Annotated in this window: 9 protein-coding genes; 3 read left to right on the forward strand and 6 right to left on the reverse strand. The window is 58.0% G+C overall.

What is annotated here, in order from left to right:
- Positions 1–32: 32 nt before the first annotated feature.
- The 5 genes from ACYZTW_RS05025 to ACYZTW_RS05045 form a co-directional block, all read right to left on the reverse strand.
- The gene (locus ACYZTW_RS05025) at positions 33–1,466 is read right to left on the reverse strand and encodes an OprD family porin (protein WP_462003979.1); all 1,434 of its coding nucleotides are present in this window, start codon (positions 1,464–1,466) and stop codon (positions 33–35) included.
- 173 nt (positions 1,467–1,639) lie between these two features.
- Entirely contained in the window at positions 1,640–3,241 is a 1,602-nt protein-coding gene (locus ACYZTW_RS05030; protein ID WP_462003980.1) for an ABC transporter substrate-binding protein, read from the reverse strand.
- A 310-nt stretch (positions 3,242–3,551) separates the two neighbouring features.
- Positions 3,552–5,177, reverse strand: coding sequence for an ABC transporter substrate-binding protein (locus tag ACYZTW_RS05035; RefSeq protein ID WP_462003981.1), 1,626 nt, complete (start codon positions 5,175–5,177; stop codon positions 3,552–3,554).
- A 259-nt stretch (positions 5,178–5,436) separates the two neighbouring features.
- On the reverse strand, positions 5,437–7,038 hold the full coding sequence (locus ACYZTW_RS05040; protein ID WP_462003982.1) for an ABC transporter substrate-binding protein: 1,602 nt from the start codon (positions 7,036–7,038) through the stop codon (positions 5,437–5,439).
- 288 nt (positions 7,039–7,326) lie between these two features.
- Positions 7,327–8,631, reverse strand: a complete 1,305-nt coding sequence (locus tag ACYZTW_RS05045) for an IS4 family transposase (RefSeq protein ID WP_462005703.1) — start codon at positions 8,629–8,631, stop codon at positions 7,327–7,329.
- Between the two features lie 888 nt (positions 8,632–9,519).
- Between ACYZTW_RS05045 and ACYZTW_RS05050 the strand changes: the two genes are divergently transcribed.
- Positions 9,520–9,888 (forward strand): DUF6124 family protein, encoded by a 369-nt coding sequence (locus ACYZTW_RS05050; RefSeq protein ID WP_462003983.1) that lies wholly within the window; start codon positions 9,520–9,522, stop codon positions 9,886–9,888.
- Positions 9,889–10,105: 217 nt separating this feature from the next.
- Here ACYZTW_RS05050 and ACYZTW_RS05055 read toward each other — a convergent pair whose 3' ends face one another.
- Positions 10,106–10,822: an SIMPL domain-containing protein gene (locus ACYZTW_RS05055; RefSeq protein ID WP_462003984.1), complete on the reverse strand. Its 717-nt coding sequence runs from the start codon at positions 10,820–10,822 to the stop codon at positions 10,106–10,108.
- 362 nt (positions 10,823–11,184) lie between these two features.
- On the opposite strand from ACYZTW_RS05055, the gene ACYZTW_RS05060 reads away from it, so the two are divergent.
- Both ACYZTW_RS05060 and ACYZTW_RS05065 read left to right on the forward strand, forming a co-directional pair.
- A complete protein-coding gene (locus tag ACYZTW_RS05060; protein WP_401363011.1) occupies positions 11,185–12,447 on the forward strand; it encodes an ATP-binding protein in 1,263 nt (420 codons plus the stop codon).
- The gene (locus tag ACYZTW_RS05065; RefSeq protein WP_008148925.1) at positions 12,440–13,006 is read left to right on the forward strand and encodes a response regulator transcription factor; all 567 of its coding nucleotides are present in this window, start codon (positions 12,440–12,442) and stop codon (positions 13,004–13,006) included. The genes ACYZTW_RS05060 and ACYZTW_RS05065 overlap by 8 nt, the downstream gene beginning before the upstream one ends.
- The last annotated feature ends 35 nt before the right edge of the window (positions 13,007–13,041 follow it).

Consider the following 13,041-nt stretch of genomic DNA (forward strand, 5'->3'; position numbering starts at 1 on the left):
TTCGTCACTGAATCAGCCGTTTGGCAGGTTCATTACAGAATGTTGAACGGGATGGTGGTCACGAGACGGAACTCGTTGATGCTGCCATCCGCCTGGTTTTCGCTGGCGCGGTGAGCGGTGTAGGTCGCGCGAATAGCGGTGGCCTTGAGTGGACCGCTCTGCACGGCGTACGAAGCACCGATACCGTATTCATAGTGGGTTTCGCCATCTTGAATCTGGATACCGTCGTAACCCTTGCCTGCTACGCCTTCGTTGCCGGTGTAGTGAGTGCCGTCGATGCCCCAGCCGCGAGCCTGGTAGATGTTGAATTTCAGGCCAGGCACGCCGTATTCGGCCATGTTCAGACCGTAGGCAATCTGGAAGGATTTCTCGTTCGGGCCGTTGAAGTCCGACAGCAGGGAGTTGGCCAGGTAGATGCCGTTGGTTTCGTGCAGGTAGTCGAAGTATTCGTTACCGTTCACTTCCTGGTACGAGAAGGTCAGGCTATGCGCCTGGTGAGTCAGGCCGAACGACAGGGAGTAGGTATCGTTGTCAATCTCGCCCAGTTTGGCCGAACCCGATTCAACGGTTTTGTAGTAGTTCAGGCCGGTGGTCAGGCTCACGACCTGGCTGTCACCCAACACGTGGCTCGCGCCGAAGTAGTACTGGTTCCACAGGTCTTCAGCCTGGGTGCCCCACAGACTGGTGGTCAGGCTGGCGAATGGTGTGTAGGTGATACCGGCTGTGTTGACGTGATCGGTTTCAGCATCCGAGTTGCCGTATTCGGAGCGGAACTTGCTCAGGCTTTCTTCGGTACGCGGCGAAACGCGGTCAAAGGTCCCTGCATCGAAGGACAGGTTGTTCAGCTCTTCGCTGTGGATCGCGACACCTTCGAAGCTCGAAGGCAGTGGACGGTTGCCGATCACATCGACTTGCGGGCTGCTGAAGTTCATGCGGCCAGCGGTCAGGGTAGTGTTGGAGACACGGGCCTTGACGTTGGCCAGGCCGATTTTGCTCCACTGACCTTGAGCGTCGCCGCCTTCTTTGGTCAGGGTACGGTTGTTGCCCGCGCCAGGACGAGTGCCCGGTGCGCCGCCGTTGTTGGACGCCAGGTTCTCGCGGTCACGTTCCAGAGCAATGGCGTTGTAGGCCGCTACTTCTGTGCTGAAACCCACGGTGCCTTCGGTGAAGCCCGAGTTGTACTTGACGATGGTGCCCTGGAGCCAGTTGATACGACGATCAGTCGGGGTCGCTACACCGTCTTTACGGTAAGTGAACTTGCCACCACGCTTCAGTTGTTCGTTGGCGTACCAGTTACGCGTGCTGCCGGTGACCGTACTGCCTTCGATAAAGCCTGTTGCATCGGCTTGAGCGCTTTTGGTGTTGACCGTAACCGGGGTGAATTCCTGGCTTTGGGTTTCTGCGTACGCCGAGGCGGTTACGCTGCTGATGGCCAAGGCCAATAACGCGGTGCTGCTCAGTTTCATGGGGTGAAGCTCCTTTCTTTCTTTTTTTAATGCCGGTCTTTTTTGGTGATCCGGCTATTTGGTTTAGAACTCATACAAGGCATCGCAAACGTTTGCTGTAGGCCTGATTGGCGAATTACGGCAATACGCTTGCGTGAGGGCGGAATCCGCCCCCAGCGTTTCTGGCTAATCGGTTATTTTTCTATGCTGACACCCGAGAACACGTTACGACCGAAAGGACTCACCTTGAATCCTTCGATTTTGGCGCTCAACGGCTGGTTAACCGTCGAATGGGCGACTGGCGTAATCGGCACCTGCTGCTTGAGGTACTGCTGCGCCTGTTTGTAAAGCACGGTGCGCTGGTCGCGGTCAGTGACGACCTTGGCCTGCTTGATCAGCTTGTCGTACGCCGGATCACACCACATGGAGTAGTTGTTGCCGCCAATGGCGTCGCAGCTGTAAAGCGTGCCGAGCCAGTTGTCCGGGTCCCCGTTGTCACCGGTCCATCCAATCAGGCTGACGTCGTGCTCGCCATTCTTGGTGCGCTTGATGTACTCGCCCCATTCGTAGCTGACGATCTTCACTTTGAGGCCGATTTTTGCCCAGTCAGCCTGGAGCATCTCGGCCATCAATTTGGCGTTCGGGTTGTACGGGCGCTGGACCGGCATGGCCCAGAGGGTAATTTCAGTGCCTTCTTTCACCCCGGCAGCCTTGAGTAATTCCTTGGCTTTTTCCGGGTTGTAGGCGGCGTCTTTAATGGTCTCGTCGTAGGACCATTGGGTCGGCGGCATGGCGTTGACCGCCAGCTGGCCGGCGCCTTGGTAAACGGCATTGAGAATGCCTTGCTTGTTCACCGCCATGTCCAGCGCCTGACGCACTTCGAGCTGGTCGAAAGGTTTGTGGCGCACGTTGTAGGCGATGTAACCGAGGTTGAAACCGGGCTTCTCGATGAGCTTGAGTGTCGGGTCGTTCTTCAGCGCGGTCACGTCGGCTGGACGCGGGTGCAGGGTGATCTGGCACTCGTTGGCCTTGAGCTTCTGCACCCGCACCGAGGCATCGGTGTTGATGGCGAAAATCAGGTTCTCAAGCTTGACCCGGCTCGGGTCCCAGTATTGCTTGTTGCCGGTGTAACGGATGTTGGAATCTTTCTGGTAGCTCTTGAACACGAACGGCCCGGTGCCGATCGGCTTCTGGTTGATGTCGCTCGGCTTGCCTTCGGCCAGCAGTTTGTCGGCGTATTCGGCGGACAGGATGGCAGCGAAGCTCATGGCGATGTTCTGGATGAACGCGGCGTCCACGCTGTTGAGCGTCATGACCACGGTCAGCGGTCCGGTCTTCTCGACCTTGGCGATGTTCTTGTTCAGGCTCATCCCGTTGAAGTACGGGAACTCGGTCGGATAAGCCTTACGGAAAGGTTGCTGCGGATCGAGCATGCGATTGAACGTGAACAGCACGTCATCGGCGTTGAAATCACGGGTCGGCGTGAAGTATTTGGTTGTGTGAAATTTCACCCCTTCGCGTAGGTGGAATGTGTACTTGAGGCCGTCCTCGGAAATATCCCAGCGAGTGGCCAAGCCTGGTACGACGTTGGTGGCGCCTTTTTCGAACTCTGCCAGTCGGTTGTACAACGGCTCGGCGGCGTCATTGTCGGTCGCGGTCGTGTACTGCGCGGTGTCGAAGCCAGCGGGGCTGCCTTCTGAGCAGAACACCAGGCTGTTGTTGGCGGCCTGGCTGATGGAAGCGGCGGCCAACAGGCCAGTGCCCAGCAATGCGGATAAAACCAAGGTATGGCGCATGACGCTCCCTTTTCTCTTTCTCTTATGTGTTTTTCAATGAGCCGCCATCCCGTCCGGGGACGTGGAGGCATCACTGATCTCAAGCCATGACGTGCAGCAATAACCGAGAGCCCACGCATAAACTGGTCAGATCCCGACGGTAGGAGCCGCGGGTCTGGCAGTAAATGCGTAGAGTCCTAAAGACTCGTAGGAAATGGCAACGCGTCCGACGCCGCTGCTGTAATGCTCAGCGGAATTGGATGTAGGTGGTTTCCTACTTTCTCGGCAGATAAAGCAACGGCGACGTCAAAAACGTCGCCGTTGCAAAACCTTATTTGCTGACGCTGACGCCGTAGAAGGAGTTCAAGCCAAACGGGCTGATCTTGAAGTCCTGCACGTTGTCGCGCATGGGTTGGAACACCGTCGAGTGAGCGATAGGTGTCATTGGAACGGCATCTTTGAGGACGTGTTGCGCCTGTTTGTACAGTTCGGTGCGCTTGGACTGATCGGTCGTGCGCTTGGCTTCTTTCACGATGCCGTCAAACTTCTTGTCGCACCACTTGGAGAAGTTGTTGCCTTGCAGAGAGTCGCAGCCGAACAGCACGTTCAGCCAGTTGTCCGGGTCACCGTTGTCGCCGCTCCAGCCAATCAGCATCGCGCCGTTTTCACCGCCTTTGGAGCGCTTGATGTACTCGCCCCACTCGTAGGTCACGATCTTGGCTTTGATACCGATCTTGGCCCAGTCGGACTGCAGCATTTCAGCCATCAGCTTGGCGTTCGGGTTGTAAGGACGCTGCACCGGCATCGCCCAGAGGTTGATCTCGGTGCCTTCCTTGACGCCGGCTTCCTTGAGCAGCTCTTTGGCTTTCTCAGGGTTGTACGGCGCATCCTTGATGGTGGTGTCGTAAGACCACTGGGTTGGCGGCATGGCGTTGACGGCCAGCTGACCAGCACCCTGGTAAACGGAGTCGATGATCTGCTGCTTGTTGACGGCCATGTCCAGTGCCTGACGCACTTTCAGTTGGGCCATCGGGTTCGGCTGGTCGCTGCCCTTGATCTTGTCCATCACGTTGTAGGCGATGTAACCCAGGTTGAAACCGGCCTGGTTAGGCACCTTCAAAGTCTTGTCTTCCTGAAGAGCCTTCAGGTCGGCCGGACGTGGGAACAGAGTGATTTGGCACTCGTTCTTTTTCAGCTTCTGAATACGCACCGACGGGTCGGTGGTGATGGCGAAGATCAGGTTGTCGATCTTGACGTCGTCAGGCTTCCAATAGTCCTTGTTCCCGGTGTAGCGGATGTTGGAGTCTTTCTGGTAGCTCTTGAACACGAACGGACCAGTGCCGACCGGCTTCTGGTTGATGTCGGCGGCTTTGCCTTCCTTGAGCAGCTGGGCAGCGTACTCGGCAGACTGGACGGAAGCGAAACTCATGGCCATGTTCTGAATGAACGCGGCGTCGACTTCTTTCAGGGTGAACTTGACCGTTTTGTCGTCGACTTTATCGATCTTGGTGATGTTGGTGTCCATCCCCATGTCGGTAAAGTACGGGAACTCGGTTGGGTACGCCTTACGGAACGGATCATCCTTGTTAATCATGCGATTAAAGGTGAACAGCACGTCGTCGGCGTTGAACTCACGAGTCGGCTTGAAGTACGGGGTGGTGTGGAACTTGACGCCTTCACGCAGGTGGAAGGTGTAAGTCAGGCCGTCCGGGGAAATGTCCCACTTGGTCGCCAGACCAGGAATGACAGCGGTGCCGCCACGTTCGAACTGAGTCAAACGGTTGAACATGGTTTCTGCAGAGGCGTCGAAGTCGGTTCCGGTGGTGTACTGACCAGGATCAAAACCGGCCGGGCTCCCTTCGGAGCAAAACACCAGGTTAGTCGCCGCTTGGGCGAAAGGTGCGCTAGCTAACAAACTTGCGCCGACTAAAAACGGAATGACCGCGTGTTTAAGCATGGTGGCCTCATGATTTGTTGTCATTTTTGGAATTAGAGGACGACCTCGTGAGTCGTGCCTGCGGATACTTATGCAGGGGCCATACCCAATGCAAGATCCTGAGCGACCACAGGCGTTAAACAGTGGCACGAACGTACCTTAATGTCGCATATGTATAAATTCAGGCGCATTTGACCGTTTGCGCAGGTTTTTTTCAGTGCAAACCGCGCACCGACAGAGGGCAGCCGGGGCGCCTGGCGCACCCGGTTAGAGCGTGGTGTTACTTATTTATACCCACACCATAGAAGGGTGTGAGGCCGAACGGGCTGATCTTGAAGTCGGTGACTTCCTTGCGCAGTGGTTGGAACACCGTCGAGTTGGCAATCGGTGTGATAGGGACTTGTTGCTTAAGGATGTGTTGTGCCTGTTGGTACAAATTGACCCGTTGCAGTTTGTCTGTGGACACTTTGGCTTGCTGAATCAATTTGTCGTACGCCGGGTCGCACCACTTGGCGTAGTTGCTACCTTTCACCGCGGCGCAGCTGTAAAGCACGCCGAGCCAGTTGTCCGGGTCACCGTTGTCGCCGGTCCAGCCGTAAATCATCGCGTCGTGTTCGCCATTTTTGGCGCGCTTGATGTACTCGCCCCATTCATAGCTGACGATGTTGGCCTTGATCCCGATTTTCTCCCAGTCCTGCTGGATCATCTGTGCCGACATCCGGGCGTTGGGGTTCGATGCGCGTTGCACGGTCATGGCCCACAAATTAATAGTGGTACCGGGTGCAACCCCTGCTTCTTTCAGTAGCGCTTTCGCTTTCGTCGGGTCGTGGGGGGCGTCCTTGATGCTCGGGTCATACGACCATTGGGCGGGAGGCAGGGCGTTCTGTGCCAGTTGGCCGGCACTTTGATAGACGGCTTTGATGATCGCGGGTTTGTCGATGGCCATGTCCAGGGCCTGGCGAACCTTGAGCTGGTCCAGCGGTGGATGCGTCACGTTGTAGGCCAGGAAACCGAGGTTAAAACCGGCTTGCTTGAGCACGGTGAGATTCGGGTCTTTCTCCATCACTTCGATGTCTGCCGGGCGCGGGTAGCCGCTGACCTGGCATTCGCCGGCCTTGAGTTTCTGCAAGCGAACGGCGGCGTCCGGGGTGATCGAGAAGATCAGGTTGTCGAGTTTCACGTCCTCGGGTTTCCAGTAAGCCTTGTTGGCGGCGTAGCGGATCTGCGAGTCCTTTTGATAGCGCTTGAACACGAACGGGCCGGTGCCGACGGGTTTCTGGTTGATATCCGCGGCTTTGCCTTCTTTTAGTAACTGCGCGCCGTACTCGGCGGATTGCACCGAGGCGAAGCTCATGGCCAGGTTTTGGATGAAGGCGGCGTCGATGTTGTTCAGGCTGAAACGCACGGTGTGCTCGTCGATTTTGTCGATGCTTTTGATCGTTTTGTTCAGGTCCATGTCGGTGAAGTACGGCGACTCGGCGGGGTAGGCCTTGCGGAACGCATTGTCCGGGTCGAGCAAACGTTGGAAGGTGAACAGCACGTCGTCGGCGTTGAAGTCACGGGTCGGGGTGAAGTAGTCGGTGGTGTGGAATTTCACGCCGTCGCGCAGGTGGAAGGTGTAGGTGAGGCCGTCCTTGCTCACATCCCAACTGGTCGCTAATCCGGGCTCGATCTCGGTGCCGCCGCGTTTGAATTGGGTGAGGCGGTTGAAGACGGTTTCGGCGGAGGCGTCGAAGTCGGTGCCGCTGGTGTATTGGCTGGGGTCGAAGCCGGCGGGGCTGGCTTCGGAACAGTAGACCAGGGTGGTGGCGGCTTGGGCCAATGGGGCGGTTGTTGCAAGGGCGAGAGCGAGCAGGAGTGGTTTGACGGTGGTTCTTTCCATGGAGTCCCCGAGGGTTTGGGCGGTGGTGTTTTCCTGAGAGTAGCGGTGTTGGCGGGTGTCGCGGAAATATCGTTTTTGGAGGGGGACCCTTCTATCTCGGCATATTCAGGCTGCTTTTTGAGCTTGGCGGCCTGATAGCCGACCAGCTTTTTACTGATGTACACAGTTCAACTGTGGGAGCGAGCCTGCTCGCGAAGGCGGCCTAGTAGCCGACCATTCTCTTTCAGGTGTACATATCCATTCCTGCGGTAACGGCGGCTGGCGGTTTCGCCCTTACGGCCATCCCTTTCAAGGTCTTTTGACTTTGGCGGCCTTGAGCACCCTATCCGTCGACACGTGGGCATGCACTGCCTTGCCTTCAAGCCACTCCTTGGATTTAGGCACCTTCGGACCTCGTTTGCTTTTAGCGACGGTTTTTGGCGGGACTTTTCTGGCCAGCGCCAGTAAGTGCTGAGCCAGCCCTCCTGCGCGGATTGGGATGGATAAGTGCTCTGGCGGCAAGGCAATCTGCATGCCCTCATAACCACTGCGTACCTGTATCGTCAGGTGGAAAATCGATGCTTCCCAATCTTCAGGTTGGGTCTGGCGATGAGCCTGTTCAACGCTGCGCTTAAGCACCGACAAAATGTTGTAAGCCAACACAGCCGACGCAAACCCCAGCAGGGCTGCCTTAGGGTTGCCCAAGGTTTCGATTTCACTTTCCAGCACCGATTCCAGGCGCTGGAACATCCCTTCGATACTCCAGCGACGACGGTACAAGTCGGCGATTTGTTCAGCGCTGATGGTGTCGGGCAAGTTGCTCCAGAACAACAGCGTGGCGTCGCCTGATTCGGTGGGTTTTTGCAGGCGAAGTTCGACACGCCGCCACTGGCGTCCGCTTTTCACTTCGATGGTTTGCTCGCGCACGTTTCCCGTCGCGACCGCGACAGACTCCTGCCAGTCGCTTTCCTGAAACAGGCGCGGATGCTTACTTGGCTCACGAATAATGAATGAAGCCCCGGCATCTTCGCAGGCCTCCATGACCGGGAGCGTGCAATACAGTCGATCAGCCATCCACAGTTGGCCAGCACTGGCTTTTTCCAGCAACGGCAGCACGCTGACGCGCTCGCTGGCGTAAGCATCTTCGCAGGGCTGAAGGTCGACGACCTGGTCGAGATCAGGGTCGTAAACCACGACCGAAAAACCAGGCCGAGCGGCGCCTCGTTCACGGCGCAAAGCGCCCAAACGTTTTTCGCTGGAAGGCAGGTGGTTACCGTCAACGACTCGCAGTTGCCAGCCAGGCAAAATGGCAGAACAACCCAGCTCTTCAATCGTCGGAGCCAGGCGCTGTGCGCTGCCGATTACCAAGGCACGCAGCAGCGCAGGCTCTGTGCGACTGACCTTGTCATAGAGCGCCGCCAAGCTGACGGGAAGATCATTCATCTGCCGCGCTGCGGCATGCAGCGAAGGCCGCAAACCCAGTGAAACCAAGGACATCAGCTCAACGATAGTCGAAAACAAAAGCTCACGCGGGTACTGCCGTTGACGATGCTCTTCAAACACCTGATCGACCCACTCAGGCGCAATGGCCTGCTCCAACACCAATTTGGCCATGACACTGGCCGGTGCTTTTTTCTCGAACCGCGCTAAAACCTCTGCCCACATCGTCTCGTCGTCCTGACCGGTATTTTTGGGGGATTTTATCAAAGACCTTGAAAGGGATGGCCCTTACGGCGACTCACTTTTTTTACAAGCGCCTAAAAAAAGTAAGCAAAAAAACGCTCGCCCCAAGCGTCCGGCCCCTCGCCTAGGCTCGGCGTTCCTTCGTTCCTGTATTCATCTGGGGGCATCGCCTCCGGTTGGCTTCGCTTCAACCTCCTCTCGATGTGTGCGGCTTCGCTGCACGGCGCTACGCGCCCACCCCCAGATGAACACCTCCACTCAGCCTCCCGAAGGGGCGGGTGGATCAAGATCAGGAGCTGCAGGCGAGCTAACGCTCGGACTGTTGAGTGGTGAAGGGCAGCGGGTGTGCGCCGCTCTGCTTTTGTAGGAGCCGAGCTTGCTCGCGATGGCGGCCTGACAGCCGACCAATCTCTTTCTGCTGCACCCAATTGATCGTTCCCACGCGCAGCAAAGGAATGCAGCCCGGGACGCTCTGCATTCCATTTTTTGTGTTGAACGATGTGTAAGAAACACAGAGCTTTCCCACGTATTTTTCAGGTTGCCGGGTAGGAAGCAGTGTCTCTAACCTCTGGCTGTCGCTGAAAAACTCAGCGATCGGGTGTGAGAACCCGGTAACAGATATGTATGAATCTAGCGCCAGTATCACCATAATTGCCGCCAGCTATTCGCTGCCTGCAATGCTATATGGCGGCTGTGTGCGGGCGGACTTCGGTCCGGCCGGTTCTCTGTTCCCGGTTTTCTCACCCTGCACATAGCTGCCACCATTTTCCGTGTGAGAAACGGCAAGTGATGGCTCCAAATAGAGAACAGAGAATTCTAATGAACAAACTTGTCCCAGACCCACCAATCGACACTACCACTCCCAGCGCCGAAGACACGCAGGCCGAAGCGCTCCTCAGAGACCGCGAAGCCATAAAACGCGCCCTCGATTACTACCTCGATCCACCCGACCAATACGCCCCCAAGCCCCGTCGTCCCAGCACGATGTACATGATCGCCCCGAACATGGATACCGAAAGTCTGCTGGCCCAAGCCTGCGAATCGTTGGCTTCTGCGAGTGTCATGGCCAGTGATTTCGCCACAAACCTGATCGGCCCGCAGCGTAATACGGTGTTGGCGATCCAGCAGATCATCATGCTGGCGGAGCTGGCAGTGAATCGGGCGTTGGACAACGTCGATCCGGCGTAGACCGCGTTATCGTTCTTCGCGAGCAGGCTCGCTCCCACAGAAGATCGGGTGGGTACATAAATTGTGTGTTCACCCGGACCCACTGTGGGAGCGAGCCTGCTCGCGATGGCGGCCGTTCAATCACCACAAGACCTGACGGAAAAACTCCATTTCTGCAGGGCACAAAAAAACCGGCGATCACTCACTGATCGCCGGTTTTCGTTCAACTCTTACCCAATCAAGGCATCAACACTTCAATCGCCCCATCCGCCGTCATGCTGACCTGGCTGGTGCCCGCCTCAACCTCAGGCGTCACCGGCGCACCATCCATGCTCGCCGCTTTCATCATCATCGGCCCACGCATGTACGGTTGTGGATAACCGTTGCTGTTCAAGTTCAGGTTAACGATTTTGTAACCCTTGCCGCCCAACGCGTCGGTCGCCAATTGAGCGCGGGCTTTGAAGGCTGTCACGGCTTCTTTAAGCAACGCATCTTCGCTGGCCTTGCGGGTTGGTGTGGCGATGGCGAAGTCCATACCGCCCATTTTCAGGTCGGTGAGCAGTTCGCCGGTCAGTTTCGACAGGGCGGCGAAATCCGAGCTTTCCAGGCGCAGTTCGGCGCGTTCGCGCCAGCCGGTGATTTTCTGGCCCTTGGTGTCGTAGATCGGGTAGCTGTTGCGGCTGCCCTGGCGCAGGGTGACTTCCTTGACCTGTTTGGCCTGGGCCAGGGCTTTGTTCATGGTGGTGCTGACGTCGGCGGCGAGTTTGGCCGGGTCGGTGTTTTGTTCTTCGGTGTAGAGGGTCACGATCATCAGGTCGCGGGCCACTTCCTGACTGACTTCGGCGCGCAGGGCGATCTGGTTGTAATGAAGTTCGTCGGCGGCCAGGGCCGGGAGGCTGGCGAGGGTGCCAGCGCTGAGGGCGAGAAGGGCGGCGCTGCGGCGCAATGTGTGCATGAAAACTCCTTGGACGGTGCGCAGGGGTAATGGTCCGAGCCTGCGTGAAACCATCAGACTCTAGCTTTTATGATCCGGTTCGCACAGTTACAACTTCTATACAGATCGATTGCAGGTGGCCCTGTGGCGAGGGGATTTATCCCCGTTCGGCTGCGAAGCAGTCGTAAACCGCTCTCTGCAATAATCTGACAAATTTGTTTGCTGATTTGGGGCGGCTTCGCCACCCAACGGGAATAAATCCCCTCGCCACAAAGACCTTCATGCCACTCACAAGTGTGGCCGTTTGCCGCACTTTTGCCTGCCAGCCCCCGTGCTTGGTTATACTCCGTGCGATCCGCCTGGAGCGCTCATCAGGAGAGCTCATGCTCGCCGCCGTTCAAATCACTTCCGCAACTCGCCAGAATCTCTGGCGGCTGACGTTCATCCGCACATTGGTGCTGGCCGCTCAGGCCGGTTCCGTGGGCCTGGCCTACTGGCTCGACTTGCTGCCGCTGCCTTGGTTCCAACTGGCCGCGACCCTCGGTTGCTCGATGTTGTTGTGCGCGTTCACGGCCATTCGCCTGCGCACCTCATGGCCGGTTACCGAGCTCGAATACGCCGTGCAACTGGCCTGTGACCTGTTTATCCACAGTGCCTTGCTGTATTTCTCCGGCGGGTCGACCAACCCCTTCGTCTCTTATTACCTGGTGCCGCTGACCATCGCCGCCGTGACGTTGCCGTGGCGTTATTCGGTGATTCTGTCCGGCATCGCGTTGACGATGTATACCCTGCTGCTGGCGCGCTTCTATCCGCTGCAAACCTTCCCGATCGCTCGGGAAAACCTGCAGGTTTACGGGATGTGGCTGAGTTTCGCCCTGGCCGCGGCGGTCATCACCTTCTTCGCCGCACGCATGGCCGAAGAGCTGCGCCGCCAGGAAGAACTGCGTGCCATCCGTCGCGAAGAGGGCCTGCGCGATCAGCAACTGCTGGCTGTCGCCACCCAGGCCGCCGGCGCTGCCCATGAACTGGGCACGCCGCTGGCGACCATGAGTGTGTTGCTCAAGGAAATGCGTCAGGACCATCACGACCCGATGTTGCAGGATGACCTGAGCGTGCTGCAGGATCAGGTCAAACTCTGCAAAGAAACCTTGCAGCAACTGGTGCGCGCCGCCGAGGCCAATCGCCGCTTGGCGGTGGAGATGCAGGACGTCACCGATTGGCTCGACGAAGCGCTGAATCGCTGGCACCTGATGCGCCCGGAAGCCAGTTATCGCTTCCAGCGCTTGGGCCAAGGCGCCGTGCCGCGCATGGCGCCGCCGCCGGACCTGACCCAGGCGCTGCTGAATTTGCTCAACAACGCCGCCGACGCTTGCCCCGAAGGGCTGCAAGTGACGCTGGACTGGAATGCCGAAGACCTGACCATCAGCATTCGCGACCATGGCGCCGGCGTGCCGCTGGCCATTGCCGAGCAGATCGGCAAACCGTTTTTTACCACCAAGGGCAAAGGTTTCGGCCTGGGCCTGTTTTTGAGCAAGGCCAGCGTGACACGCGCCGGCGGCTCAGTGAAACTCTACAGTCATGAGGAAGGCGGCACGCTCACCGAGCTGCGCCTGCCCCGTGTCGCCCGAGGAGACGAACATGAGTGACGAGATCCAAGTCGAAGGCGAAGGTGAAGAACTGCCGCATTTGCTGCTGGTAGACGACGACGCAACGTTTACCCGGGTGATGGCCCGTGCGATGGCCCGCCGCGGTTTTCGCGTCAGCACCGCCGGTTCCGCCGAAGAAGGCCTGACCATCGCTCAGGCCGACCTGCCGGACTACGCCGCGCTGGACCTGAAAATGGACGGCGATTCCGGCCTGGTGCTGTTGCCCAAGCTGCTTGAGCTGGACCCGGAAATGCGCGTGGTGATCCTCACCGGTTACTCGAGCATTGCCACCGCCGTCGAGGCGATCAAGCGCGGCGCGTGCAATTACCTGTGCAAACCGGCGGACGCCGATGACGTGCTGGCCGCGCTGCTCTCCGAGCACGCCGACCTCGACACGCTGGTGCCGGAGAACCCGATGTCGGTGGATCGCCTGCAGTGGGAACACATCCAGCGCGTGCTGACCGAACACGAAGGCAACATCTCCGCCACGGCCCGCGCCCTGGGCATGCACCGCCGCACGCTGCAGCGCAAACTGCAGAAGCGCCCGGTCCGTCGCTGAACCGGTGCTGAACAATTGTTGTCACACCTCGTTAC

It is taken from the genome of Pseudomonas sp. LB3P25 (genome assembly GCF_054897985.1).

Excerpts from the sequence above, each read along its gene's own strand:
- ACYZTW_RS05025 (WP_462003979.1), bottom strand. The coding sequence starts at position 1,466 with ATGAAACTGAGCAGCACCGCGTTATTGGCCTTGGCCATCAGCAGCGTA.
- ACYZTW_RS05030 (WP_462003980.1), bottom strand. The coding sequence starts at position 3,241 with ATGCGCCATACCTTGGTTTTATCCGCATTGCTGGGCACTGGCCTGTTG.
- ACYZTW_RS05035 (WP_462003981.1), bottom strand. The coding sequence starts at position 5,177 with ATGCTTAAACACGCGGTCATTCCGTTTTTAGTCGGCGCAAGTTTGTTA.
- ACYZTW_RS05040 (WP_462003982.1), bottom strand. The coding sequence starts at position 7,038 with ATGGAAAGAACCACCGTCAAACCACTCCTGCTCGCTCTCGCCCTTGCA.
- ACYZTW_RS05045 (WP_462005703.1), bottom strand. The coding sequence starts at position 8,631 with ATGGCCAAATTGGTGTTGGAGCAGGCCATTGCGCCTGAGTGGGTCGAT.
- ACYZTW_RS05050 (WP_462003983.1), top strand. The coding sequence starts at position 9,520 with ATGAACAAACTTGTCCCAGACCCACCAATCGACACTACCACTCCCAGC.
- ACYZTW_RS05055 (WP_462003984.1), bottom strand. The coding sequence starts at position 10,822 with ATGCACACATTGCGCCGCAGCGCCGCCCTTCTCGCCCTCAGCGCTGGC.
- ACYZTW_RS05060 (WP_401363011.1), top strand. The coding sequence starts at position 11,185 with ATGCTCGCCGCCGTTCAAATCACTTCCGCAACTCGCCAGAATCTCTGG.
- ACYZTW_RS05065 (WP_008148925.1), top strand. The coding sequence starts at position 12,440 with ATGAGTGACGAGATCCAAGTCGAAGGCGAAGGTGAAGAACTGCCGCAT.